The organism is Nocardioides sp. cx-173 (assembly GCF_021117365.1).
GTDB lineage: Bacteria > Actinomycetota > Actinomycetes > Propionibacteriales > Nocardioidaceae > Nocardioides.
The window spans coordinates 767376-791431 of record NZ_CP088262.1; the positions used below are offsets into that span (position 1 = coordinate 767376).

Annotated in this window: 23 protein-coding genes; 14 read left to right on the forward strand and 9 right to left on the reverse strand. The window is 70.3% G+C overall.

What is annotated here, in order from left to right:
• Window positions 1-40: 40 nt before the first annotated feature.
• Both LQ940_RS21705 and LQ940_RS03580 read right to left on the reverse strand, forming a co-directional pair.
• Window positions 41-1609: a hypothetical protein gene (locus LQ940_RS21705; protein WP_269214710.1), complete on the reverse strand. Its 1569-nt coding sequence runs from the start codon at window positions 1607-1609 to the stop codon at window positions 41-43.
• 97 nt (window positions 1610-1706) lie between these two features.
• A complete protein-coding gene (locus LQ940_RS03580; protein ID WP_231243196.1) occupies window positions 1707-2411 on the reverse strand; it encodes a hypothetical protein in 705 nt (234 codons plus the stop codon).
• A 245-nt stretch (window positions 2412-2656) separates the two neighbouring features.
• Between LQ940_RS03580 and LQ940_RS03585 the strand changes: the two genes are divergently transcribed.
• Both LQ940_RS03585 and LQ940_RS03590 read left to right on the forward strand, forming a co-directional pair.
• Window positions 2657-3112: a MarR family winged helix-turn-helix transcriptional regulator gene (locus tag LQ940_RS03585; RefSeq protein ID WP_231243197.1), complete on the forward strand. Its 456-nt coding sequence runs from the start codon at window positions 2657-2659 to the stop codon at window positions 3110-3112.
• 658 nt (window positions 3113-3770) lie between these two features.
• Complete coding sequence (locus LQ940_RS03590; RefSeq protein WP_231243198.1) at window positions 3771-6557, forward strand: NACHT domain-containing protein; 2787 nt, start codon at window positions 3771-3773, stop codon at window positions 6555-6557.
• Between the two features lie 204 nt (window positions 6558-6761).
• Here LQ940_RS03590 and LQ940_RS21860 read toward each other — a convergent pair whose 3' ends face one another.
• On the reverse strand, window positions 6762-7292 hold the full coding sequence (locus LQ940_RS21860) for a DUF5956 family protein (protein WP_374229527.1): 531 nt from the start codon (window positions 7290-7292) through the stop codon (window positions 6762-6764).
• Between the two features lie 12 nt (window positions 7293-7304).
• Window positions 7305-8261: an alpha/beta fold hydrolase gene (locus LQ940_RS03595; RefSeq protein ID WP_231243199.1), complete on the reverse strand. Its 957-nt coding sequence runs from the start codon at window positions 8259-8261 to the stop codon at window positions 7305-7307.
• Window positions 8262-8441: 180 nt separating this feature from the next.
• Between LQ940_RS03595 and paaK the strand changes: the two genes are divergently transcribed.
• Window positions 8442-9764, forward strand: coding sequence for a phenylacetate--CoA ligase PaaK (gene paaK, locus LQ940_RS03600; protein WP_231243200.1), 1323 nt, complete (start codon window positions 8442-8444; stop codon window positions 9762-9764).
• Window positions 9765-9842: 78 nt separating this feature from the next.
• Window positions 9843-10334 carry a DUF1203 domain-containing protein gene (locus LQ940_RS03605; protein WP_231243201.1) on the forward strand — a complete coding sequence of 164 codons (492 nt, stop codon included), beginning with the start codon at window positions 9843-9845 and terminating at the stop codon, window positions 10332-10334.
• Here LQ940_RS03605 and LQ940_RS03610 read toward each other — a convergent pair.
• Both LQ940_RS03610 and paaZ read right to left on the reverse strand, forming a co-directional pair.
• A complete protein-coding gene (locus LQ940_RS03610) occupies window positions 10331-10624 on the reverse strand; it encodes an EthD family reductase (RefSeq protein ID WP_231243202.1) in 294 nt (97 codons plus the stop codon). The two genes, LQ940_RS03605 and LQ940_RS03610, sit on opposite strands and share 4 nt — an antisense overlap.
• Window positions 10624-12660 (reverse strand): phenylacetic acid degradation bifunctional protein PaaZ, encoded by a 2037-nt coding sequence (gene paaZ, locus LQ940_RS03615; protein ID WP_231243203.1) that lies wholly within the window; start codon window positions 12658-12660, stop codon window positions 10624-10626. The genes LQ940_RS03610 and paaZ overlap by 1 nt, the downstream gene beginning before the upstream one ends.
• An 86-nt stretch (window positions 12661-12746) precedes the next feature.
• Here paaZ and paaA point away from each other — a divergent pair, with 86 nt between their 5' ends.
• From paaA to paaE, 5 genes are read left to right on the forward strand one after another with little or no spacing between them, the layout of a single operon-like run.
• A complete protein-coding gene (paaA, locus tag LQ940_RS03620) occupies window positions 12747-13757 on the forward strand; it encodes a 1,2-phenylacetyl-CoA epoxidase subunit PaaA (RefSeq protein WP_231243204.1) in 1011 nt (336 codons plus the stop codon).
• Window positions 13754-14047, forward strand: coding sequence for a 1,2-phenylacetyl-CoA epoxidase subunit PaaB (gene paaB, locus LQ940_RS03625; RefSeq protein ID WP_231243205.1), 294 nt, complete (start codon window positions 13754-13756; stop codon window positions 14045-14047). The genes paaA and paaB overlap by 4 nt, the downstream gene beginning before the upstream one ends.
• Window positions 14048-14058: 11 nt before the next feature.
• Window positions 14059-14997 carry a 1,2-phenylacetyl-CoA epoxidase subunit PaaC gene (gene paaC, locus LQ940_RS03630; RefSeq protein ID WP_231243206.1) on the forward strand — a complete coding sequence of 313 codons (939 nt, stop codon included), beginning with the start codon at window positions 14059-14061 and terminating at the stop codon, window positions 14995-14997.
• Between the two features lie 5 nt (window positions 14998-15002).
• Window positions 15003-15491: a 1,2-phenylacetyl-CoA epoxidase subunit PaaD gene (gene paaD / locus LQ940_RS03635; RefSeq protein WP_231243426.1), complete on the forward strand. Its 489-nt coding sequence runs from the start codon at window positions 15003-15005 to the stop codon at window positions 15489-15491.
• Window positions 15491-16591 (forward strand): 1,2-phenylacetyl-CoA epoxidase subunit PaaE, encoded by a 1101-nt coding sequence (gene paaE / locus LQ940_RS03640; RefSeq protein WP_231243207.1) that lies wholly within the window; start codon window positions 15491-15493, stop codon window positions 16589-16591. Before paaD ends, paaE begins: the two co-directional genes overlap by 1 nt.
• Window positions 16592-16611: 20 nt before the next feature.
• On the opposite strand, the gene LQ940_RS03645 is transcribed toward paaE, so the two are convergent.
• On the reverse strand, window positions 16612-17226 hold the full coding sequence (locus tag LQ940_RS03645) for a TetR/AcrR family transcriptional regulator (RefSeq protein WP_231243208.1): 615 nt from the start codon (window positions 17224-17226) through the stop codon (window positions 16612-16614).
• A gap of 387 nt (window positions 17227-17613) precedes the next feature.
• Between LQ940_RS03645 and LQ940_RS03650 the strand changes: the two genes are divergently transcribed.
• The 3 genes from LQ940_RS03650 to LQ940_RS03660 all read left to right on the forward strand — a co-directional run bounded on the left by LQ940_RS03650 (window position 17614) and on the right by LQ940_RS03660 (window position 20346).
• Complete coding sequence (locus LQ940_RS03650) at window positions 17614-18840, forward strand: HNH endonuclease signature motif containing protein (protein ID WP_231243209.1); 1227 nt, start codon at window positions 17614-17616, stop codon at window positions 18838-18840.
• Window positions 18841-18916: 76 nt separating this feature from the next.
• The gene (locus LQ940_RS03655; protein WP_231243210.1) at window positions 18917-19456 is read left to right on the forward strand and encodes a SigE family RNA polymerase sigma factor; all 540 of its coding nucleotides are present in this window, start codon (window positions 18917-18919) and stop codon (window positions 19454-19456) included.
• Window positions 19453-20346: a hypothetical protein gene (locus tag LQ940_RS03660; protein WP_231243211.1), complete on the forward strand. Its 894-nt coding sequence runs from the start codon at window positions 19453-19455 to the stop codon at window positions 20344-20346. The genes LQ940_RS03655 and LQ940_RS03660 overlap by 4 nt, the downstream gene beginning before the upstream one ends.
• On the opposite strand, the gene LQ940_RS03665 is transcribed toward LQ940_RS03660, so the two are convergent.
• On the reverse strand, window positions 20327-21106 hold the full coding sequence (locus tag LQ940_RS03665; protein WP_231243212.1) for a hypothetical protein: 780 nt from the start codon (window positions 21104-21106) through the stop codon (window positions 20327-20329). The genes LQ940_RS03660 and LQ940_RS03665 overlap by 20 nt on opposite strands.
• A 78-nt stretch (window positions 21107-21184) precedes the next feature.
• On the opposite strand from LQ940_RS03665, the gene LQ940_RS03670 reads away from it, so the two are divergent.
• Together LQ940_RS03670 and LQ940_RS03675 are read left to right on the forward strand one after the other, a co-directional pair.
• Window positions 21185-21835 (forward strand): SAM-dependent methyltransferase, encoded by a 651-nt coding sequence (locus tag LQ940_RS03670; RefSeq protein WP_231243213.1) that lies wholly within the window; start codon window positions 21185-21187, stop codon window positions 21833-21835.
• Window positions 21836-21997: 162 nt separating this feature from the next.
• Complete coding sequence (locus LQ940_RS03675) at window positions 21998-22876, forward strand: Bax inhibitor-1/YccA family protein (RefSeq protein WP_231243214.1); 879 nt, start codon at window positions 21998-22000, stop codon at window positions 22874-22876.
• Between the two features lie 105 nt (window positions 22877-22981).
• Here the strand turns inward: LQ940_RS03675 and LQ940_RS03680 are convergent, their stop codons facing one another.
• The gene (locus LQ940_RS03680) at window positions 22982-23965 is read right to left on the reverse strand and encodes an SGNH/GDSL hydrolase family protein (protein WP_231243215.1); all 984 of its coding nucleotides are present in this window, start codon (window positions 23963-23965) and stop codon (window positions 22982-22984) included.
• Window positions 23966-24056 lie beyond the last annotated feature (91 nt).

Genomic DNA, 24056 nt, shown 5'->3' on the forward strand with positions numbered 1-24056 from the left:
ATCATAGACCGATGGCGACCCGCAGCCTGGAGGCGCAGTCTCAGCCGGTGACCTTGCGTCCTTGGCTGGTCTTGGTGACGGTGAGGTAGCTCGGCTTGCTCGCCGTGACGCGCACGCGGATCACCGAGCGGCGGTCGGCCTTGCGAAGCAGGTACGTCGCCTTGGTGGCGCCTCGGATCACGCGGCCGTCGCGCAGCCAGTGGTAGCGGAAGCGGATCGCGCCGGGACGCCAGCCGGTGGCGCGGGCGGTCAGGCGCTGGCCGACCTTCGCCTTGCCGACGGCCGTGATCCGGCCGACCTTCAGCGCGCGCTTGGCGACGGTGCCGGCGGAGGTCGTGACGAACGTGGTGGGCCAGCCGGGGCGGGTCACCGTGACCCGGACCTGCAGCCGCTTGTTCACGTCGACGGCGCGCACCTTGTACTGCTTCGTGGTCGCGCCGGGCACGGGCGCGGAGCCGCGGAGCCACTGGTAGCCCAGCGTCGCCTTCGGGTCGGCGGTGACGCGCGCCGGCGCGGACAGGACGCGTCCGACGGTCGCCCTGCCGGACGGGGTCGCGGCAGGGGGCAGGGCCTGGGCCGGTCGGCTCCCGCTGACCTGGGCGACGGCGCGCTGGAAGGTGTCGCTGCCGTCGATGTAACCCTCGTCGTCGGTCAGGTAGATCTTCAGGCGGGCCTCGACGAGCGCGCCGGAGTGGGCGGCCGCGACCGGGAACGTCGAGGACGCGGCGTTGTACGTCGTGGCGCGCGGCTGCGGCACCCCGTCGACGAACCAGCTGATCTCGCTGTAGGTGTCGGCGGGCTTGCCGAAGGCGGCCGTGAGCGTGCTGCCGGGGGCGGCGGTGCCGGTGATCGTCAGCGGCGTCGTCGGCTGCACGTGAGCGGTGCCGACCTTTGAGATCGGGGTGCTCAGCTGCGCCGGCTTGTACCCGGGCAGGCTGGCGGTCACCACGGCGTGGACCCAGGCGCCGGACTGGGCGGCCGTCGGCACGAAGGTCGAGGCGGTGGCGCCGGGGATCGCGGCGGTGGGGGAACCGTCGCGCTGGCTCATCCACTGGTAGCTGAACGTGGCGTTCGTGGGCCGCCAACCCTCCTGGCCGACGACGGTGAGGGGCTCGCCCACCTGGTAGGACCCGAGGACGAACGGGTCGACCGGCGCCATGCCGAGCCCCTGCTTCGGCAGCGTGACCGTGAAGGTCCGCGACGGCGTCGCCGCGGTCGACGTCCACGTCTGCGCCGTCTCCCACGAGGTCGCGTTCGGCCAGCACCGGTCCGCGTGGCGCACCTCGGGCTGCCAGTAGAACTCCGCCGAGGAGGACTCGCCGTAGTAGGAGTCGGAGAAGCAGACGCGGTACTGGCCGCCGACCTGCGCCGGGTAGGAGAAGCGCCCGTAGCGGTCGGTGAGCTTCGGCCCGAACTGGAGCGTCGTCCACTCGCCGCCCTCCAGCGTGTACAGCTCCCAGTACACGTTCTCGAGCGGCTTCCCGTCCGCGTCGACCGCGATGCCGGCGATCGTGCCGGTCGCGGCGTGCGCCGGGATCGCGGTCATCGGGACCAGCAGCAGCGCGAACGCGGCGACCAGCAGGGAGCGAAGGAGGGGGAGGGCGCGCATGGCGCGGAATCTACCCCGACGCCAAACAGCCCGCTCATAGTCGCCCGAATGGGGAGACCCGGCCGCGACACAACCAGCCCAGCGCGCGAAAGCGGTGCTAGGTCGCCAGCAGGAGGGCTCCGAGGGCCACGAGCACGTACGCAGCGACGGCTGCCCTGACGATGCTCACCTGGGTCGTCGTGCTGAGCCGTGAGCGCGCGAGGAACCACGCGAGGGCGGGGAGGACCAGGACGGCATGCAACGTGACGCCGTGGAAGTCCTTGAGGAAGCCCAGATTCGCGTAGATCGAGTCGGTGTCCGCGCCCCGGGCTCGATCGATCGAGCCGCGGGCGATCATGGCCGCGCCGGAGAGCAGCCCGGCGATCAGGAGCGCGAAGCCGGCGCGCAGGGCGAGCGCCATGCTGGGCGGGCCCGTCGTACGACCGCGGAGCGCCGGGACTGCGAAGGCGCCGAGCGTGACGATCAGGACCGCCCCGCCGACGGCCAGCAGCATCGCGATCGCGGTGTTGGCCGCAGTGGTGGTGTTCAGGTGCGAGGGCTCATTGCGCCACGCCTGCACGGTGATGCCGACGACCTCGAGGACGCAGTCCGCGGCGAACACGGTCAGCAGCACCGACCGGAGGCGGGGGCCGACCCGGACGTACGACGTCACCCAGACCAGCGAGGCGAGGGTGATGCCGAACGAGAGGCCGAAGGTGAACGGCTTGCGCCACGACAAGGGCCCCGACCACGGGCGGTCGTCGAGGGCGAAGACGCCGAGGTGGAACAGCCCGGACGCCACGAGCAGGCTCGCGACGATCAAGCACCCGCGCCCTACCCGGTCGGTCACGACGAGTCTCGGCGGGCGACTGCGACGCCGCTGACTGCGGCGAGCAGGATGAGCAAGCCAGGGGGTAAGGCGACCGAGAAGTCGAAGCCCCCGGCCCACAGCAGGGCGATGCCCGCGCACCCGAGGAGGAGGCCGGTCACGAGGGTTGTGCGGGAGCTCAGCCAACCGTTCATAGTGTGAACGATTCCACCTAAGAGCGGTTGTGGCAAACTTCTGGCGTGAACCGACCCTCGGGCGCGGCCCTGCTCCTGTCCCAGATCGGGAGCCACGTCTCCGCCGAGTTCGCCCGGCGGCTCGCCCCCCTGGACCTCCGCCCGGCACACGTGGGCATCCTCCGCGTCCTTGCCTTCCGTCCCGGGTTGAACCAGCAGGAGCTCGCGTCGGCGATCGGCGCCGTCCCCAGCAGGGTGGTCCGGCTGCTCGACGAGCTCAGCGAGCGCGGCCTCGTGGAGCGACGCCGCAGCGCCACCGACAGACGCAACCACGAGCTGCACCTCTCGCCCGCCGCCAGCGACCGCCTAGCGGAGGTCCGCAAGGTCGTCAGCGAGCACGACCAAGCGCTGGTCACGGGGTTGTCCGCCGAGGAGCTGGAGACCCTGCTGACCCTGCTCGGCAAGCTCGCCGAGAGCCAGGGGATCTCACCCGCAGGCCACCCGGGTTACCGGGGGCAGTAGCGCCTGGCGTTGGCTATTGCGGCTACTAGACGATTCCCCTAGGACCAGTGTCCGGCCAGACTTGGTCCAGGTGGTTAGCGGGGCGCGCTCTCCTTGCGGCTGCCCATCCGGACTTCGAGTGTTGCTGCCTTTTCGGGCTGCGTCCCCGTCGATCACCATGTTGAGGTGTGGCTCAAGAGGGGACGTCAGCTCGCAGTAGCAATGCCCGCCTCGCGTCCACATCAGCCGCGACGCGAAGGCGGGAACACAGTTGCAGGTTTAGAGGACGCGCGCGAAGAGGCCCTGACGAGAAGATGTTCCACCCAGCGCATCGGGCTGCCGGACTCCGCGGTGCTGATGGCGACGCCGAGGGTCTCGCGTGCGGGAAGGAAAGTTCAAACTCATCTCCGAAGCGGACACAAGGCCTACCAAGCCTGACGCCCGATGCAGCGACGGCGCGGGCTCCATCATGAGAGAGTCAAATATGCTGAAAACACGGGGCTACCTGAACCTGTTAGGTCATGACGAAGAGCGAGTGAGAAGCGCGGGGTGCCACGAGGTCGCCGCATTCCTGGAAGCTGCCACCCGTCTCGCGACATGCATCCTGGCGGTACGCGGATCAGCCAGTCCCGCGCCGGCTCTTCCACGACTGGGGGGTTACGGTTCGTACCTCGGTATCATGACCGAACTGGCTTCCCGGGAAGATGAATCAGCACAGTTGCTGGCGCGGACTTTAAGTGACATCGCTTCAGCTCTGACGGGACAGGCGCCGGGCATGACGGTGCAATCCACCCGCAATTACATCCTGCACGGGGGGGCGGCTCCTGCGGGTGACGAATACTTGAACCGATGGCGCAATTGGGCCGAGCAAGCGAGTGACGCAATTTTGAAGTACGCCGAAGATTGCGGGGGGATCACTATCCGCGACGGCGTCGTCATGCTCGGGGACGTCACTCTGGCTCCGCTTGTCGTGTATCGCGACTCAAGGGTGTGCTGGTATCAGTCTGTTGGGAAAGGCGGCCGTGTCGAGTTCATCTCCGCGATCTCTGCTGAGCAGGCCGACTTTTTCGATGACGATGCCACAATCTCCAGCGTGGCTCCCTACTTGGAGTCCCAAAAGGCGCCAGCACAGGACGAATTGGACGGCCTTCATCGCGCCTTCATTCGGGACACGATTGGATTTGCGAGCCCAGGCACGGGACCTGTGGGCCACACGTTGGAGGGTCACACACTTCGAATTCGCTGGATTCTCAAGTCGAGTGCGGGTGATATTGACCGGACCGACGACTTTAAAGTGATGCCTGATAATCAGTGGGTCTGGAACAATGGGAATACGTGGGTGGGGTACTCCATATTTCTCACCCAGATCAGCAACTGGGGCGTCGTAATCGAACGATTGAAGTCTCGCACACTCACGCTTCTGGAAAACGAGGCAGAAGCTACCGCCGGGTTTACCGCGGGCGCACCAGCCTTGATAATCCCTTCTGAGATCGCAACAACATTCCAGGCTAGCGACGAGGCGGGCATCAAAGTAGAGGGGCCTGGGCAGACGGGACTCAGTGCATTTGTTGATGATGCTGCAGTGAGTGTGGCGGGCCTGCCGCAGATCTTCTTTCTAAGTGGCGAAGCTGGAATCGGTAAAACGCACGCACTCTTGAATTGCACCATGGACCGTCATGACGAACTGGAAAGCGCCATGCCCAACTCCGGGCGCCAATTGCCGTTGTACCTATATGTCAGTTGTAGCGGTACCGGCCTGAGGTCCATTAAGGATCTCATAAACGCGGCAGTGGTCGACACTCAAAACCTGAACTATGACTCGGTCCTAGCGCTCTGTCGAAATGGTCTGCTTGTGATTGTGGTCGACGGTTTCGACGAACTCGTGGGAGGCGCTGGGTACAGCGACGCACACGAGATCCTCAGACCAACCCTAGAAAAGTTGGGGGATCGAGGAGCCATGATGGTCGCCGCTAGATCTTCCTACCTAGCGAATCAGTACCAATCGAGTCTGGAGCGTGCACAGGTTCGAGTTGGTAAATCGGCCATTCATACTCTTCTTGAAATCAATCGGTGGAGTCGAGCAGACGTTCAGCGGCTCTTTGAAGCGAATCCGCACTGGTCCGGCCTCCGTGAGAGGTTGAGCGAGAACGACCTCGAACTTCTGGGCGTCCCCTTCTTCAGTAAGGTTTTCCATTCGTACGCCGCTGAGACGGGGGCGCTTGCGACGGGGAGGGTAGACCTCCGCCAAATACTGATCGATGGGTACTTGCAGCGGGAACGGTCAAAGTTGGCGTCTACCCCTGGTCAGGGAAGCGAGACTCTTTCGGTTGCTCAACTCCAATCGGTTTATCGGGAGATAGCCGGAGAGATGTTTGAGGCAAACGTCCAGACGTTGGATCGCGAAACTTTCGTGCTTGCGTGCTCGGCGGGACTCGAGATGGACCTCACGGAACGTCGATATCAGCCCATGAGCGACCGACTCTCGGTGTTGTGCGGAATATCGTCGGAGGCATCATCAGAAAGCTCTATTCAATTCGCGTTCGAGCATGACCTATTCTTCGAAACATTTCTCGCCCAGTACTTGGTTTCCACGTACATGCTAGCCGAAGCCAAGCTCGGCCATTTTCTCGATCATCTCTCCCAGACGATGCTGGGGGATACGACGGTCGAGACCCTCGTCGATCTTGAATTGCAGGCGGTGCTTAGTGTCTTGGGCTACTCCGGAAATCTATCCACGAATGAAGACGAACTGTTGGTGCAGAACCTGTCGTCTCTAGCAGAACGAGCGGTCGCGCAGGCGACCACGGAGGATCTTCCGGCACTTCAGGACCTCTCATTGCGGGGACTCACACTCAATGACGACCTCGTCGGCGACGTATGGCTTTCGAACTGCTCCATCGGCCGGTTGGAGACAACGTCAGTTGCGCACGTCGCACTAAATAACTGTCATGTGTCGCAACTGGTCATTCGCTCCAGCAATGCTGACCTTCAGCGCCTTCGGGTAGACGTGCGTACGCGAATCGATGAGGTGTACGACGGGAGGCCTGATGGAAACTCGCGACTAGTCACGTCCCAAGTGGATGTCTGGGAGATGCTTGCTGGTCTGGGCCTCGATGGGGCGGATGAGCGGTTGGATGCCATTCGCAAGGATCGTTCGCGAACTCCGCTGGAAGACTTTGCCGAGTCCACTCTCACCCGATTTGCTTCTCTGGCGCGCCCTGTCTACGTAGTGGAGGCGAGTCGTCGGGTGCCCGGTGATGGTGCGAGCAAGTGGATGCGAGATCCAAGCAACCCATGCTGGGCCGACTTCACGGATGCTTTGGTCGGCTGCGGGCTCGCAACAGAACGGGGGCTGAACGCCTCCGGGCCAGCCAAACTTTGGGTTTCATTCACAGTGCAGCCCGAAAAGGTCTTGGATCGAGGGTCATCAGATGCTGTCATAGATTTTTGGAACCGGATGGGGTGAAATCGCGCGCATTTCTTCGACCGGCTTGACCTGATGTTCGTCGAGCCACGCTCGACCTTGCGGCTGATGGGTTCAGCGCCGGGGGAATGGGTGCCGACTCTGCGTGCAATCGCCGCGGTAGGGCAGGCGCTAGGCAGGACTCCATGCACGCCTTTCTGGGCAAGGCCTATCCACTCGGCATCTCAGCGACCAACTCGCACGACCTCATGGGCCTCGCCGACGACGAGGGCGGTGCCTGGGCGACCGACGCCAGCACGGCGACTTTCCGCGCAGCCCTTCCCGAGCCAGGATCTCGCTGAGCATCCGAAACTCTTCGGCGGGCGTCTGATCTGCGTCGGCAAGACGTTGGTAGATCTCTTGCCACCACTCGTTGAGCGACGCCTTGAGGTCTCGGTCTGGGGGAAGTCGAACGAACCAGCGCCGGCCGCGCGGCCTCGCAGGCGCACCTGCTTCGGCCAAGAGGTCGTCGAGGTCGTCGTCCACGTCTGACTGCTCCTGCGGCGTACGGGGTCGCTCCCAGCTGCGCTGCCCTGCCGCACCCTCCATCGTCACCCGGGTCAACGGCGGTACGCCGGCGGGTGCGCTGGCCGCTCGGTCGTGACGGAGGCACCAGAGTGTGAGGACGCCGGGGCCGTGCTCGGCCACCTCGTGCCAGGTCTCGCCGTCCGTGGTGGTCTCCGGCGGGTGGGCGAGGAGGGGGATGACGTCCCAGGAGTCGTCAGCGTCAGTGGGCATCGGTGGTGACCCTCAGACGGCTTCCTGCAGCTCCTCGCCCCAGCGCTCGACGAGGTCGAGGTACTCCTCGGGGCTCTCCATCATCAGCGCGTGGCGGCGGTCGTCGAGGACGTGGCCGACCCAGTCGGGGCGGGAGCGGAGGACCTGGCGGAGGACCTTGGCGGGGACCAGGGCGTCGGCGGTGCCGCCGATGATGAGGGTCGGTGCCTCGACGGCGGCGATGGCGCGCAGGACGCGGCGGGGGCTTGCCCAGAGGGCTGCGATCGAGCGCAGGGCGGTGCGCAGGGCACGGCGGCGACCGGCGACGACCTGGTCGTCGGTGTCGGCGAACTCCTGGGCCATGAGGCCGATCAGCTCGGGGCGTACGCCGTCGGGGTCGGTGAAGATCAGGCGCAGCAGGTGGCGGTTGCGGCGCTCGTCGAAAGAGGCTCCGGCGCCGATGAGGCCGAGGGCGGCCGCGGTGGTGGTGGACGCCATCAGCGGAGCCATGCCGCCGATGGTGGCGCGCGCGGGCAGCAGCAGGCGCAGCGGGTGGGAGGGCGGCAACGCGGGGGAGACCAGCACCAGCCGGGCCACGCGCTCGGGCTGCTGAGCGGCGAGGAGTACGCCGATGAGGCCGCCCATCGAGTTGCCGTGCAGGTCGAAGCGGGTCCAGCCGAGGGCATCGGCGACCTCGAGCACGAAGGCGACGTAGGAGTCCACGGTGAGGGCGTCGTCGGGGCCGGCCGTGGTCTGGCCGAAGCCCGGCAAGTCGACGGCGACGACGGGCCCGGTCGCGCTGAGGCCGGGCATCACCTCGACCCAGGTCACGGCGGAGGCGCCGAGGCCGTGGATCAGCAGCTGGGGCATACCGTCCTCGGCGCCCTTGCGGGCCGGGGCGCGCAGGACGCGCACCTGCCGGTCGCCCACGTCGAGCGTCTCATCGATGACGCCGGGCCAGGCCGAGCCGAGGATCCCCATGGATTGCATACTTCGAGTATGCCCGTGGTTGGGGGTGACGTGGCACACCCCTAGAGGTGTCGACGGGGTGGTGGCGCTTGTCGCTGGGGTGGTTTCGAGGCTCCTCGCTGGCGCTCGTCGCACCTCAACCACCGAGGAGGGCTCCTCGCTGGCGCTCGTCGCACCTCAACCACCGAGGAGGGGTCGACGGTGGGGCTTGCGGGTGCTGCACTGGCGGGCATGGGCATGGGCGAGCTGGAGGCGATCGAGACTGCGTCGGTCGACGAGCTGCGGGCGCTGCAGCTGGAGCGGCTGCGCGCCACGGTGCAGCACGCCTACGCGCACGTGCCGCACTACCGGGCGGCGTGGGACGCGGCGGGGGTGCACCCGGACGACGTACGGGAGCTGGGCGACCTGGCGAGGCTGCCGTTCACGACCAAGGCGGACCTGCGCGACAACTACCCCTACGGGATGTTCGCGGTGCCGCGCGAGCAGGTGTCGCGCATCCACGCCTCCTCCGGGACGACGGGGAAGCCGACGGTGGTCGGCTACACCGCCGAGGACCTCGACATCTGGGCCACCGTGATGGCGCGCAGCATCCGCGCGGCCGGCGGGCGGCCGGGCGACCTGCTGCACAACGCCTACGGCTACGGGCTGTTCACCGGCGGGCTCGGCGCCCACTACGGCGCGGAGAGGCTGGGCTGCACCGTCGTGCCGGTCTCCGGCGGCATGACCGAGCGGCAGGTGACGCTGATCCTCGACTTCCAGCCGCGGATCATCATGGTGACGCCGTCGTACATGCTCGCGATCGTCGACGAGATGCGCCGCCAGGGCGTCGACCCGCGCTCGACGTCGCTGGAGATCGGGATCTTCGGCGCGGAGCCGTGGACCAACGAGATGCGCCTGGAGGTGGAGCAGACGCTCGGCATCGACGCCGTCGACGTCTACGGGCTCTCGGAGGTGATGGGGCCGGGCGTCGCGCAGGAGTGCGTGGAGACCAAGGACGGCCTGCATGTCTGGGAGGACCACTTCTACCCCGAGGTCGTCGACCCCGTCACCGGCGAGGTGTTGCCGGACGGGGAGAGGGGGGAGCTGGTGTTCACCTCGCTCACCAAGCAGGCGATGCCGGTGTTCCGCTACCGCACCCGCGACCTGACCCGCCTGCTTCCCGGTACGGCGCGCACCATGCGGCGCATGGAGAAGGTCACCGGCCGCACCGACGACATGATCATCCTGCGCGGGGTGAACCTCTTCCCGACCCAGATCGAGGAGCTGCTCCTCGGCACGCCGGAGCTCTCGCCGCACTTCCAGTGCGTGCTCTCGCGCGGCGGCACCCTCGATGAGATGACGGTGCTCGTCGAGCACCGCGAGGGGGTGGCGACCGCCTCCGCGGAGGAGGCCGGCCGCCACCTGCAGCACCTGGTCAAGAGCACGATCGGCGTCAGCGTCGGCATCGAGGTGCGCGAGCCGGGCGGGATCGAGCGGTCGGTGGGCAAGATGCGGCGCATCGTCGACCAGCGCCCGAAGCGCTGACGCTGACCTGATTCCGGGCCGTGCGTCAGGTCCGATACCCGCCAGCACGGCGCGGCCTTCGGCAGGCAGTCTGACGGCATGAACACCGACTCCTCCGCCGTGCGGTCGCCCGTTCCCTTCACGCTGCGGCTGATCGATCCCGACCTGCTCGCCTCCTGGCGCGCCGAGGGGCGTCCGAGCGAGGACGTCGCCGCGCTGGTGGCCTCGGGCGGGGAGCGGGTCCGTTGCTGTCTTCGGGACGCGGCGGCAGGCGAGCGACTGCTGCTCGTCTCCTACAGCCCGCCGTTGCCGGCGCCCAGCCCCTACGCCGAGACCGGTGCGGTCTTCGTCCACGCCGAGGAGTGCGAGGGCCCCGAGCGGCTCGACCGGTTCCCGCTGTCCTGGGAGGGCCGACCGCAGGTGCTGCGCGCCTACGACGAGCGCGGATGCATCCACCCGGCGACCCGGGTGCACGAGCATGGTCCGACGCACGACGCCGTCGCGACCCTGCTCGCCGAGCCCGGCGTGGTCGAGGTGCACTCGCGCAACCTCGCCTACGGCTGCTTCATGGTCGCGGCCAAGCCGCGCTAGATCTCCTCGACCTCGCCGGTGAACGCCGCGCGCCGGGCGACGTCGTACGTCTCCGCGTCGGCGGCCGCCGCGCCCATCTCGGCGGAGGACAGGCCGGCCAACATCGACTCGCGGTCGGCGAACCACAGCTCCGCCTGGAGGTACGGCGCACCGTCGCCGTGCGGGGTGCTCAGGGTGAGGCGCTCGACGCCCGGGACCGCCTGCGCGAGCGGGACGTGCCGCTCGCGGTAGGCGGCGAGGAAGGCGTCGGCGTCCGCCGGGTCGAAGTACTGCACGGTCAGTCGGTGCATCAGCGGTCCCACTCCTTCGCGACGAGCGTGAGCACGTCGTAGGTGGCGACCGGGTCGCCGTCGGCGTTGGTGACCACAGCGTCCCACCGCACCTCGCCGTAGTCGGCGCCCGACCGCGGGGTGATCTGCTTGACGGTGAGCGTCACCGCGATCGCGTCGCCGGCCTTGACCGGGGTCAGGAAGCGCAGGTGGTCGACGCCGAAGTTGGCCAGCACCGGGCCCGGGTCGGGGTCGACGAAGAGCCCGGCCGCGAGCGAGACGACCAGGTAGCCGTGGGCGACGATGCCTCCGAAGAGCGGGTTCTGCTTGGCGGCTTCCTCGTCGGTGTGGGCGTAGAACGTGTCGCCGGTGAACTCCGCGAAGTGCTCGATGTCCTCGAGGGTGACCGTGCGCGCCTCGGAGGTGATGGTGTCGCCGATCGCCAGCGTGGCCAGGCTCTTGCGGAACGGGTGCACCCCGTCCTCGACGCGCGCCGAGCCGGTCGTCCAGCGGCCGGTGATCGCGGTCATCATGTCGGGGGAGGCCTGGATCGCGGTGCGCTGCAGGTGGTGCAGGACGCCGCGTACGCCGCCCAGCTCCTCGCCGCCGCCGGCCCGGCCGGGGCCGCCGTGCACGAGCACCGGCAGTGGGGAGCCGTGGCCGGTGGACTCCGGCGCGTCGTCGCGGTCGAGCACCAGGATCCGGCCGTGCCACGGCGCGACGCCGAGCACGACGTGCCGGGCGACGTCGGGGTCGTGGGTGACGAGCGAGCCGACCAGCGAGCCCTTGCCACGGGCGGCCAGCTCGACGGCCTCGTCGAGGGAGTCGTAGGCGAGCACGGTGCTGACCGGCCCGAACGGCTCGACGTCGTGGACCTCCACGGCGCCCTTCGGCGCGCGCAGCAGGACCGGCGACATGAAGGCGCCGCGCTCGGCGTCGCCGTCGACGACCTCGACGTGGTCGGGGTCGCCGAAGACCACCTCGGCCGAGGCGCGCAGCTGCTGCACGGCCTTGCGCACCTCGTCGCGCTGCTCCAGCGAGGCCAGCGCGCCCATGCGGACGTCCTCGTGGGCGGGGTTGCCGACGCTCACCTTGGCCAGGCGGGCGGAGATCGCCTCGATGACGACCTCGGCCATCGCGGCCGGCACGATCGCGCGGCGGATCGCGGTGCACTTCTGGCCGGCCTTGACCGTCATCTCGGTGACGACACCCTTGACGAACAGGTCGAGCTCGGGGTCGTCCGCGGTCACGTCGGGGCCGAGGATCGAGCAGTTGAGCGAGTCGGCCTCGACGCCGAGCCGTACCCCGCCGTGCAGCACGTTGGTGTGGTTGCGCAGCATCCCGGCGGTGTGCGCCGAGCCGGTGAACGCCACCGAGTCCTGCACGGTCAGCTCGTCCAGCAGCCCCGACGCGCTGCCGCACAGCAGCTGCAGGGTGCCGTCGGGCAGGATGCCCGACTCCACGATCCGGCGTACGGCGAGCTCGGTGAGATAGGCGGTCTGGCTGGCCGGCTTGACGATGGTCGGCAGGCCGGCGAGGAACGCCGGCGCGAGCTTCTCGAGCATGCCCCACACGGGAAAGTTGAAGGCGTTGATCTGGACCGCGACGCCGGGGCGCGAGGTGTAGACGTGCTGGCCGACGAAGGCGCCGGTCCTGCCCAGGCGCTCCAGGCCGCCGTCGAGGACGACGGTGTCGTTGGGCAGCTCGCGGGTGCCCTTGCTGGCGTAGCTGAAGAGCGTGCCGATGCCGCCGTCGATGTCGACCATCGAGTCGCGCCGGGTCGCGCCGGTGCGAAAGGACAGGTCGTAGAGCTCGTCCTTGTCGACGCCCAGGTGCTTGGCCAGCTGCTTGAGCAGCGCCGCGCGCTCGTGGAAGGTCAGCGCGCGCAGGGCCGGGCCGCCGACGGTGCGGGCGTACGTCGTCATCTCGCCGAGGTCGAGCCCGGTCGCGGAGATCCGCGCGACCTCCTCGCCGGTGGCCGCGTCGAGCAGCGGGGCGCCCTCGTCGCTCGCGGTGTGCCAGCGGCCGGCGGCGTAGCTCTCCAGAAGTCTCGACACGGGCGGTCTCCTACTCGTTGCGCGGGGTCGGATCGTGTGTCACAGTATTACAGACCGATCGGTCAGTAAATAGACGAGGAGTGCCGATGACGCTGACGGAGAGCGAGCTCCAGCAGGGGTTCGAGGCGACCATCGCCCACCACGACCGCATCGAGCCGCGCGACTGGATGCCCGAGGGCTACCGAAAGACGCTGGTGCGCCAGGTGGCCCAGCACGCCCACTCCGAGATCATCGGGATGCAGCCCGAGGGGGCCTGGATCACGCGCGCCCCGTCGCTGCGGCGCAAGGCGATCCTGCTGGCCAAGGTGCAGGACGAGGCCGGCCACGGGCTCTACCTCTACTCCGCCTGCGAGACCCTCGGCGTCTCGCGCGGGGAGCTGACCGAGATGCTCATCGAGGGGAAGCAGAAGTACTCCTCGATCTTCAACTACCCCACGCTCACCTACGCCGACGTCGGCACCATCGGCTGGCTCGTCGACGGCGCCGCGATCTGCAACCAGGTCCCGCTGTGCCGTACGTCGTTCGGCCCCTACGGCCGCGCCATGATCCGCATCTGCAAGGAGGAGTCCTTCCACCAGCGGCAGGGCTACGAGCTGTTGATGACGATGATGCGCGGCACCGACGAGCAGCGCGCGATGGTGCAGGAGTCGGTCGACCGTTTCTGGTGGCCGGCGCTGATGATGTTCGGCCCGCCCGACGACGAGTCGCCCAACTCCGCGCAGTCGATGGCGTGGGGGATCAAGCGCAACACCAACGACGAGCTGCGCCAGCGCTTCGTCGACATGAGCGTGCCGCAGGCCGAGGCCCTCGGCGTCACCTTCCCCGACCCCGACCTGCGTTGGAACGAGGAGCGCGGCCACCACGACTTCGGCACCCCCGACTGGGACGAGTTCCTGCAGGTCGTCAAGGGCGACGGGCCCTGCAACCGCCAGCGCATCGCCCACCGGCGGCGGGCTCACGAGGACGGGGCGTGGGTCAGGGAGGCGGCGAGCGCGCACGCACGCGCGACGCAGGAGCGCGAGCGTGACCGCGCGAAGGTCGAGCGAGCCCCGGCGCCGAGCTCGCGAGGCGCCGACGGGCGGGTCGAGACCCGATGAGCGAGGTCCAGGCCGAGTGGCCTCTCTACGAGGTGTTCGTGCGCGGCAAGCGCGGCCTCAACCACGTCCACGTCGGCTCGCTGCACGCGGCCGACGACGAGATGGCCGTACGCCACGCGCGCGACGTCTACACGCGCCGCAACGAGGGCGTGAGCATCTGGGTGGTGCGCGCCGAGGCGATCACCGCGTCCAGCCCCGACGAGAAGGACCCGTTCTTCGCGCCCAGCGGCGACAAGGTCTACCGGCACCCGACCTTCTACGACATCCCGGCCGACGTGCCGCACATGTGAAGGCCACTGACATGTCCCACGGAGCACCCGACCCCAACGACGCGCACGGCTCGGTCTTCGACGGCCTGCTCGGCTCCGACGACTCGCAGTGGGCCTTCGGCACTGCCTTCGAGGACCCGCTCGCCGGCGTGGACGTGACGATGCCCGAGGGTGTCGCGCCGGCCGCGCTGGCGACGTACTGCCTGATGCTGGCCGACGACGCGCTCGTGCTCTCCCACCGCGTCTCGGAGTGGTGCAGCAACGCCCCGGACCTCGAGGAGGACATCGCGCTGGCCAACATCGCGCTCGACCTGCTCGGCCAGGCGCGGCTGCTGCTCGCCCGCGCCGCGGCGGCCGACGCCTCGGTGGTGCCGTCGCTGCCGGAGGGCTCGCCGGTGCCGCCCGAGGACGCGCTCGCGTTCTTCCGGGAGGCCGGCGACTTCCGCAACGTGCGCATGGCCGAGGTCGACCACGGCGACTTCGCCCACGTGGTCTGCCGGATCCTGCTCTTCTCGACGGTCCGGCTCGCGCTGCTGGAGCGGCTGCGGGGCAGCCGCGACCGAGTGCTCGCCGCCGTCGCGGCCAAGGGCGTCAAGGAGCTGGCCTACCACCGCGACTACGCCGGGCGCTGGTTCCTGACGCTCGCGCAGGGCACCGAGGAGTCCCGGCGCCGCCTGGTCGCCGCGCTCGACGACCTCTGGCCGCTCTATCCCGAGCTCCTCGCCACCCACGACGTCGAGGACCAGGTCGCCGGGGCCGGCGTGGGGGTCCGGCCCGCCGAGGTCGCCGACGAGGTCGAGGTCGTGCTCGAGCAGGTGCTCGCCATGAGCGGCGTCGAGCGCCCCGAGCGCCGTGCGCTCGCCGGCGTGCGCGGCCGCACCGGCCGCGACGGCCTGCACACCGAGGCCCTGAGCCGGATGCTCGCCGAGATGCAGGTGGTCGCCCGCGCCCACCCGATGGGCCAGTGGTGAGCCTGATGACCGCGGCGTACGACGTCGCGCGCACGGTCACCGACCCCGAGATGCCGATGCTCACGCTCGAGGACCTCGGCGTGCTGCGCGACGTCTCCGAGGACGGCGGCGCCGTGGTCGTGGCGATCACGCCGACGTACTCCGGCTGCCCGGCGATGGCCACCATGCGCGACGACCTGGTGCACCGCCTGCGCGACGCCGGGTACGACGACGTGCGGGTGCGCGTCGAGCTCGACCCGGCCTGGTCGAGCGACTGGATCACCGAGCGCGGCCGCGCGGCGCTGGCCGAGCACGGCATCTCGCCGCCGGGGCCGGCCGAGCACCGCGACGGGCCGGTCGTGCTCAACCTGCTGCCCACCCGGCGCGCGATCCACTGCCCGCGCTGCGGCGCGACCGAGGTGGAGCTGACCTCGGAGTTCGGGGCGACGGCGTGCAAGGCGCTCTACCGCTGCACGGCGTGCCTCGAGCCGTTCGAGCACGTGAAGGAGATCTGATGACGATCGCCCCCGAGGCACCCGCCCGCGTCGGCGGCCGCGTCCAGCCGGTCTTCCACACCCTGACCGTCTCCGCCGTCGAGCGGCTCACCGACGACGCCGCGGCCATCACCTTCGCCGTGCCCGAGCACCTGCGCGACGCCTTCGCCTTCGAGGCCGGGCAGTCGCTCACGCTGCGCCGCACGATCGACGGCCAGGAGCACCGGCGTACGTACTCGATCTGCGCGCCCGTCGGCGCTCCGCCGCGGGTCGGCGTACGCGAGATCCCGGACGGGCTGTTCTCCTCGTGGCTGGTGCGCGAGGTGCGCCCCGGCGACGAGGTCGAGGTGCAGACGCCGACCGGCAGCTTCCGCGCCGACCCGGCCGCCGGGGGGCGGCACCTCTGCATCGCCGCGGGCTCGGGCATCACCCCGATGCTGTCGATCGCGAGCACCGTCCTGGCCGGGCACCCCGAGGCCGAGGTGACGCTGCTCTACGGCAACCGCACGAGCGGGTCGGTGATGTTTGCCGAGGACCTCGGCGACCTGAAGAACCGCCACGGCCGGCGCTTCCGGCTCTCGCACGTGCTGAGCCGCGAGCCCCGAGACGCCGAGCTGTTCTCCGGCCGGCTCGACGCCGACCGGCTGCGCCGCCTGCTGTCGGTGCTGGTGCCCGCGCGGGCGATGGACCACGTCTGGCTGTGCGGCCCGTTCGCGATGATCCAGGACGCGCGGTCGGTGCTGGCCGAGCTCGGCGTGCCCGAGGACCGCGTGCACTTCGAGCTCTTCTACGTCGACGAGCCGCCGCCGGAGCTGGTGCGCGAGGTCGCGGTCGCCGACGGCGAGACCAGCGACGTGACCGTCGTACTCGACGGGCTCTCGGCCACGGCGCCGATGCCGCGCGGGCAGACCCTCCTCGACGGCGCGCAGGCGACGCGCTCGGACCTGCCGTTCGCCTGCAAGGGCGGCGTGTGCGGCACCTGCCGGGCGCTGGTGCGCGAGGGCGAGGTCGACATGCGCCGCAACTACGCGCTGGAGAGGGCGGAGGTCGACGCCGGGTTCGTGCTGACCTGTCAGACCTACCCCGTCAGCGACGTCGTCACCGTCGACTTCGACGCGTGAGCGCGCGGCGCGAGGGCTGATCAGGCGCGGTGCGCGGCCAGCCCGTCGAAGGCGATGGTGGTGATGGCGTGCGAGAGGACGTCGGTGTCGACCGCGCCACCGGGGCGGTACCACTCGACCAGCGAGTTGACCATGCCGAAGAGCAGCCGGCTCACCAGGTCGGGCGCCACGTCCGCGCGCAGCGCCCCCTCCTCGACGGCCGCCGCGACCAGCTCGGCCAGGCGCGCGTCGATCCAGCGCCGCCGGGCGAGTGCCTCCTGCTCCACCTCGCCGTTGCCCCGCACCCGCAGCAGCAGCGTGACCGCGTCCTGATGGGCGACCAGCACCCGCACGCTCTCGCGCACCACCTCGCGCAGCCGCTCGTACGCCGTGCCCGTGGACTCGTCCACCGCCGTCTCGACCAGCGTCGTCAGCTCGTCCAGCGCCTCGTGCAGTGCCTGCTCCAGCAGGTGCGACTTGCTCGGGACGTGGTGGTAGATCGCGGACTTGCTCAGGCCCAGCTCCGCGGCCAGATCGCCCATGCTGGTGCCGTCGTACCCCTGCCGGTTGAACAGCTCGATCGCCCGCCGCAGCACCGTCGCCTGGTCGTACCCCGGCCGCCCCCGCCGGGCCGCGGGCTCGGCTGCCTCAGACATGCCGCCAGCCTCTCATGCCCCTCGTTCCGGTGGTCGAGGTGCGAGGAGCGCCAGCGCTTGTCCTGAGGTGCGAGCGCAGCGAGCCTCGAAGGGACGAGCCTCGAGACCCGGTGAGCCGAGAAGCAGCGTCGGGGTACGGCGGTCAGGTCGCCAGTCACGTCACCAGGTCTCGAGGCTCAGGCGTTGCACGCCTTCGCACCTCGACCACTGAAGGGGCGCGCGGGCGCCTTCGAACCTCGACCACCGAGGGCTTTCGGTGGTCGAGGTGCGAGCGAAGCGAGCCTCGAGACCACCTCACGAAGATGGTCGAAGAAGTCCTCAGATCCCTTGTGGATAAAGGGGATTCTCGACCCACCCACTGTCGGTGGCACCTGCTTGAGTAGACCTATGAGCAGCCCCGCCGCCCCCACCGCGAGCCACCCCGTGGCCGCCGGAGTGGCACGACTGCGCACCCAAGTCGCCGACCTCAACCAGACCCCGGTGTGGTCGATGACCCCCACCGAGACCGCCCAGGCGCTGGCCGACGCGACCCGGCTGCGCGCCCAGGCCGACGAGCTCACGCTGCGCCTGGCCGCCCACGCCGACACCACCCAGGTCGGGACCGAGACCGGGGCGACCTCGACCGCGGTCTACTGGGCCAACACCACCCACCAGACCCAACGCACGACCGCGGCAGCGATGAAGCTCGCCAAAGCGTTGGAGCGCCACGACAGCGTCGCCGCCGCACTCGCGAGCGGTGAGATCCTCACCGACCAGGCCCAGGTCATCGTCGAAGCAGTCGACGCCCTGCCCGAGGACCTGCCACCCGAGGTCCGCGCGGAGGCCCGCGCGCACCTGCTGGGCCAGGCCGCGCACCACGACGCGAGAGCGTTGCGGGTCCTGGGCAGACGGATCCTCGACGTCCTCGCGCCCGAGGTTGGCGAGGCCCACGAGGCCAAGCAGCTAGAGGCCGAGGAGCGCCGTGCTGAGCAGAGGGCTCGGCTCACGATGCACGACGACGGCCATGGCACCACCTACGGCCGCTTCCAGATCCCCACCCACGTCGCGGACCGGTTCCGCAAACAGCTCGGCGCGATCGCCAACCCCCAGGCCGGCGGTGAGGGCAGTACGCCGCACGGGATGGGGCTCGCCCTGATCGAGTACGTGCAGCGCTACCCGGTCGACCGGCTCCCGGACTCCGGCGGCCTGGACGCCACCGTCGTGGTGACCATGACCCTGGAGACGCTGATGGGCGGGTTGAAGGCGGCCCAGCTCGACACCGGCACCCGGATCAGCCCCGCCCTGGCCCGCACACTGGCCTGCCAGGCCGGGATCATCCCCGCCGTCCTGGGCACCCGGTCGCAGGTCCTCGACCTGGGCCGCAAGGCCCGGTTCCACACCAAGGCCCAACGCATCGCGCTCGCGGTCCAGCACGGCGGCTGCTACGCCCAGGGCTGCGAACGCCCCTCAGCCTGGTGCCAGGCCCACCACCTCACCCCCTGGTCCGAAGACGGTCACACCACCGTCGACGACGCCGTCTTGCTCTGCCGACGCCACCACACCCTGGCCCACCACCCCGACTACGCCATGACCCAGCTCCCCGGCGGGAAGGTCGCCTTCACCAGGCGCGAGTGAGACTCAGAACTCCCAGGCGTCGCCTCGGCCACCGAAGGTTTCGCCACACATCTCCGGTCACGAACGTTGAAGATGTGTGGAGACGGTCGCGGACCGGCCCGAGGCCGGAGGGGAGCAGCGCATGGCGGTGCCCGCCTTCGACGACTGGGTCGCGGCGCGCGGTCCCGCGCTGTTGCGACTGGCCTACACGCTGACCGGCAATGCGGCGGACGCCGAGGACGTCGTCCAGGACGCCCTGGCGCGTGCCCTGCCTCGCTGGGAGCGGATCGGGCGCGTCGAGGACGTGGACGCCTACGTGCGTCGGATGGTCGTCAACGCCCACACCTCCTGGTGGCGACGATGGCGCCGGCGCGAGTCGCCGGTCGAGGAGGCCGTCTCGACGAGGACACCGGCGGTCGAGGTGGCGCGCCTCGAGCCGGACGAGCGCAGCCGGCTCTGGCGCGCCTGCCGGGCCCTGCCCGAGGCGCAGCGCACCGCGGTGGTGCTGCGCTACTACGAGCAGCTCGAGTACGCCGAGATCGCGGCGCTCACCGGGGTGCGTGAGGTGTCGGTGCGATCACGCGTCTCGCGCGGGCTGGCCGCGCTGCGGACCGAGCTGGGGGAGGAGGAGGCATGAGCGACTTCGAGGAGCGGGTGACTCACGGGCTGGTGGCCAACGCCGAGGACGCGCCGGGGGCCGACGGCCTCGCCGACCGCGCGCGGGCACGGGCTGGGCGGCGCCGACGCCGCACCCTCGTGGCCGCAGCGGTCGTCGCGGTCCTCGTGGTCGCGCTCCCGGTCGCCGTCGTCGCCTCGCGCGACGACGCGCCGACTCGGGTCGATGACGGGGGCGTCACGGCGGCCGACGTCGGCGACCCGGGGGCCGGGTGGCACACGGTGCTGGTCGAGAGGGATCCGGTGGGGCAGGACGAGGACGGCGCCCGGATCCTGGTCGACCTCCCGGACGAGTGGACGCGGCTCGACACCTCGGGGTGCGAGTTCGCGTGGCTCCGGTTCGGCCCGGCCGAGCGTGACCCGTGCGATGACGGGGCCGGCGCCATGGTCGTCGGCTCCGCTACGTTCGACTCCGGCGTCGGCCCCGGCCTGCGTCCGGTCTCCCACTCCGCCACCAACAAAGACTGGCGGGGCCACGTGTTCACCGGCCAGTACGCCGTCATCGCCGAGGGCCAAGACGAAGAGATCCTCCGGCGAGTGCTGGGCTCGGCCCGCCTGGTCGACGACCCCGCGCCCGACCTCTCGGGGACCTGGCGCACGGCCCACGCGGCCCGCCCGGGAGGCCGCGTCGGAGGGCTGCAGTACGTCGTGCCGCCGGGGGCCGGCGTCCAGGTCCGCTATCCGGAGCCCCCGGGGAGGGAGGACCGGGGCGTGGCCTCCGCCCGCCAGCTCCGGGACGGTCGCTGGCTGGCGACGATGACGTACGCCAGCAACCACCGGGCTCGCATCCTGGCGCCCACCCGGGCGCTGGCGGAGCTGGTCGCCGGGTCGGCTACCGAGTTCGTCTCGTGAGCACGCCGGCGGCGGCGAGCAGCACGACCGCGGACACGGCGGCCGCGACGACGACCGCCGTGGTGTCGTCGCTCAGCCCGGTGACGGTGATGCCGAGGAGGGCCCAGAGGCCCGCGGCGGCGTAGGCGAGGTTGCCGCGGTTGGCGACGAGGACGACCAGGAGGGTCGCGACGGCGATGCCGACCACGACGACCTGCCACGCGACGTCGCCGACCTCGACGACGTCGGCGTCGACCAGGGCCGTGGAGACGTTGAGGAAGAAGGCCGCGGTGACCCAGCCGGCGTACAGGCCGATGGCCGCGCGGGTGAGCAGGGCCAGCCAGGACGGGCCGATCGAGTGGCGGGCGGCGGTCAGCACCCCGTCGACCGCGGCGACGAGCATGAGGGCCAGCGCGGCGGCGGTGGCGATGCTGCTGTCCAGGCCGGCCAGCACGATCCACAGGGCGCCGCCGAGGTAGAGCACGATCTGGTCGATCTGCAGCCGTCGCGGCACGCCGTCCGGGCCGGCCACCAGGACGGCGATCGCCTGGACGATCGCGAGCGTGTAGATGACGCCCCAGATCGAGAACGCCCAGCCCGCGGGCGTGATCAGCAGCTCGGGACCGGAGCCCGCGCCGGGCGAGGAGCCGGGGCCGTTGACCGTGACCACCGGAGCGACCACCTCGAGCACGGCGGCGGCGAGCACCACCCACGCGAGCCCGCGGCCGCCTCGGCTCACCGAGTCGGTCGTGCGAGTGCGGCCGGTCGTCGAGGTCTCCATCCCTCACCGGTACCCGCCAGGCAACCCGCCAACCGGGCGCTTGCCTTCAGGTCGACCTGAAGCGGCAGAGTGTCTGGCATGAGCCACGAACACGACCACGGCGACCTCGCCGACATGTACACGCAGGAGACCTGGGACGCCCGGTACGCCGAGTCCGACCGCGTCTGGAGCGGCAACCCCAACCCCCGCCTGGTCGAGCAGGTCGAGGGCCTGACGCCCGGGCGCGCGCTCGACGTCGGGTGCGGGGAGGGCGCGGACGTGGTCTGGCTGGCCCAGCAGGGCTGGGAGGCCACCGGTGTGGACGTGTCGGAGGTAGCGCTGCTCAAGGCGGCGGCGCACGCCGAGGAGGCCGGGGTCGAGGACAAGGTGGCGTGGGAGCGCGTGGACCTGATGGCCGGCGACGAGCTGCCCGGCGACATGGACCTGGTCTCGGTGCACTTCATGCACCCGCCGGCCGACCGCTTCGCCGAGATCACCCAGCGCATGGGCGCCGCCGTACGTCCGGGCGGTCGCCTGCTCGTCGTCGGACACCACCCCGCCGACCACGAGACCGGGGTGCGCAACCCGCACGGCCGCCCCGACCTGCTGTTCCGGCCCGACCGGGTGCTGGCCGCGCTGCCGGCGGAGGAGTGGGAGGTGGTCGTCGCCGACGAGCCGACCCGCGAGCAGACGATCGACGGCACCCCGGTCACGGTCACCGACACCGTGGTCCTCGCCCGCCGCCGCTGACGGTGCGGCGCTGAGCCTGTGGACTCACAGGGATCTCTCAGGTTGATCGGGAACGTGCCGGCTCCCAGGGGCGTTGTAGCCGGTACCGACCCCATAGAGTGGGGGTATAGACAGGGTCCAGCCGTCACAGAGACGGTGACCAGGCCTCCAAGGAGGAGACCAATGCAGAGCAACAACCCGGTGTTCACCCGCTCCGAGGAGTTCCAGCGCGGCGGCGCGAACACCTACGGCAACCAGACCTACGCCGGTAACGGCTCCTCGTACCAGGGGTACGGGACCGACCCCTCGACCTGGGGCACCGGCGAGCCGGGCCAGCCCGGAACGCCGACGCGCGCCCCCGAGTCGTCGGGTCCGATGACGATCGACTCGGTCGTGCAGAAGACCGGGATCTCCCTCGGTGTCGTGATCGTGGCCGCCCTGGCGACCTGGATCCTCACCCCGGAGATCACCACCCGCACCACCAACGAGGACCTCGGCAGCCTGATCGCCGCGATGACGATCGGCAGCCTGGGCGCCTTCGCCCTGTCGATGGTCAACTCGTTCAAGCGGGTCATCAGCCCGGCCCTCGTGCTGGCGTTCTGCGTGCTCGAGGGCGTCGCCCTGGGCGCGCTGAGCAAGTTCTTCGACGCGCAGTTCGGTGACGGTGTCGTCTCCGGCGCGGTCATCGGCACGTTCGCCGCGTTCGCCGGCACGCTGACGGCCTACAAGGTGCTCAACATCAAGGTCGGCGACAAGTTCCGCAAGTTCGTCGTCGCCGCGGTGTTCGGCATGATCGGCCTGAGCCTGATGGAGCTCGTCCTGAGCATGTTCGGCGCCGAGATCGGCCTGTTCGGGGTCAGCGGCCTCGGCATGGTGACCGCGGTCGCCGGCCTGGTGCTCGGTGTCTTCATGCTGATCATGGACTTCGACTTCGTCGAGCAGGGCGTGGCCAACCGCCTGCCCGAGCGCGAGTCGTGGCGCGCCGCGTTCGCCATGACGGTGAGCCTGGTCTGGATCTACACGAACCTGCTGCGCATCCTGGCCTTCTTCAGCCAGGACTGAGCGGGCGGTCGACACGCTCGACCGACCAACGAACGACATCGCGAAGGCCCCGGGGATCTCCCCGGGGCCTTCGCCGTGCTCCGACTGCGTGGCCTGGCGAGCGGCTCAGGCCTGGACCGGCTCGTCGACCGGCGTGCCGCCGGTCTCCTCGGGAGAGTCCTGGGGGCCCTCGGCCTCGGCCTGGGGCCGGCGCCGGCGGTGCCGCAGCTCCACCCACAGCCCGCGTACGCCGGTCCGGTTGCCGCCGACCTCGGTGCCGTCGAGCTCGGTGCCGGGGGTCTGGACGGCCTGGACCGCGGCCGCGGCCACGGGCAGCAGGCCCTCCCCGCGGTAGGGCTCGGGCTGCGCCTCGTCCTCGGGCGCCAGGCCGAGCGCGGCCATGACCGACGGCAGCAGGACGGTCGCCAGGGCGTGGTAGCCCTTCGCGGACGGGTGGAACTGGTCCGGCCCGAACAGCAGGGCCGGCGCCGCGGCGAACTCCGCGCCCAGGACGGCGGCGAGGGAGACCGTGCGCCCGCCCTCGTTGATGACCGCGATCGTCTGGGCGGCCGCGAGCCGCCGCGACCAGGCCCGGGCCACCTGCTTGAGCGGTGGCGCGATCGGCTTGACGGTGCCGAGGTCGGGGCAGGTGCCGACGATGACCTCGACGCCCGCGTCGACCAGGCGGCGTACCCCCTCGGAGAGGTGACGCACCGACTCGCTCGGCAGCATCTTGTGGGTGACGTCGTTGGCGCCGACGAGGATGATCGCGACGTCCGGCTCGATCGGCAGCGCGCGGTCGATCTGCCCGCCCAGCTCCGAGGACTTCGCGCCCACGACGCAGAACGCGCGCAGGTAGACCCGGCGCTCCGCGTGCTCGGCGAGACCGTTGGCCAGCACCGCCCCGGGCGTCTCGGTGACCAGGTCGACGCCGTAGCCCGCCGCGCTGGAGTCGCCGAGGAGCGCGACCTTCAGTGCGGGGCCGGGGCGCCCCCGGCCGTACCACCCGGTGGCGTCGGGCGGGGCGCCGCTCGTGCGGCCGATCGCCTTGCGCGCGAGCTTGGCCTCCGCGGTCAGGAGGGCGTACAGACCGCCGCCCAGTACGGACACGCCGCCACCGCCGTATGCCGCGGCGGCGGCCAGCTTTCTGGCAGCACCGGCTCTCCCCACGTAGGTCAGTCTACGGACGGCGCTCTATGTT

Bases quoted from the DNA above. Each gene is read 5' to 3' on its own strand.
- LQ940_RS03665 (WP_231243212.1), bottom strand. From the start codon at position 21,106: ATGGAGACCTCGACGACCGGCCGCACTCGCACGACCGACTCGGTGAGC.
- paaB (WP_231243205.1), top strand. From the start codon at position 13,754: ATGAGCGAGGTCCAGGCCGAGTGGCCTCTCTACGAGGTGTTCGTGCGC.
- LQ940_RS21705 (WP_269214710.1), bottom strand. From the start codon at position 1,609: ATGCGCGCCCTCCCCCTCCTTCGCTCCCTGCTGGTCGCCGCGTTCGCG.
- paaE (WP_231243207.1), top strand. From the start codon at position 15,491: ATGACGATCGCCCCCGAGGCACCCGCCCGCGTCGGCGGCCGCGTCCAG.
- paaC (WP_231243206.1), top strand. From the start codon at position 14,059: ATGTCCCACGGAGCACCCGACCCCAACGACGCGCACGGCTCGGTCTTC.
- LQ940_RS03605 (WP_231243201.1), top strand. From the start codon at position 9,843: ATGAACACCGACTCCTCCGCCGTGCGGTCGCCCGTTCCCTTCACGCTG.
- LQ940_RS03610 (WP_231243202.1), bottom strand. From the start codon at position 10,624: ATGCACCGACTGACCGTGCAGTACTTCGACCCGGCGGACGCCGACGCC.
- LQ940_RS03660 (WP_231243211.1), top strand. From the start codon at position 19,453: ATGAGCGACTTCGAGGAGCGGGTGACTCACGGGCTGGTGGCCAACGCC.
- paaA (WP_231243204.1), top strand. From the start codon at position 12,747: ATGACGCTGACGGAGAGCGAGCTCCAGCAGGGGTTCGAGGCGACCATC.
- LQ940_RS03650 (WP_231243209.1), top strand. From the start codon at position 17,614: ATGAGCAGCCCCGCCGCCCCCACCGCGAGCCACCCCGTGGCCGCCGGA.
- LQ940_RS03675 (WP_231243214.1), top strand. From the start codon at position 21,998: ATGCAGAGCAACAACCCGGTGTTCACCCGCTCCGAGGAGTTCCAGCGC.
- LQ940_RS03670 (WP_231243213.1), top strand. From the start codon at position 21,185: ATGAGCCACGAACACGACCACGGCGACCTCGCCGACATGTACACGCAG.
- paaD (WP_231243426.1), top strand. From the start codon at position 15,003: ATGACCGCGGCGTACGACGTCGCGCGCACGGTCACCGACCCCGAGATG.
- LQ940_RS03595 (WP_231243199.1), bottom strand. From the start codon at position 8,261: ATGCAATCCATGGGGATCCTCGGCTCGGCCTGGCCCGGCGTCATCGAT.
- LQ940_RS03590 (WP_231243198.1), top strand. From the start codon at position 3,771: ATGACCGAACTGGCTTCCCGGGAAGATGAATCAGCACAGTTGCTGGCG.
- LQ940_RS21860 (WP_374229527.1), bottom strand. From the start codon at position 7,292: ATGCCCACTGACGCTGACGACTCCTGGGACGTCATCCCCCTCCTCGCC.
- LQ940_RS03645 (WP_231243208.1), bottom strand. From the start codon at position 17,226: ATGTCTGAGGCAGCCGAGCCCGCGGCCCGGCGGGGGCGGCCGGGGTAC.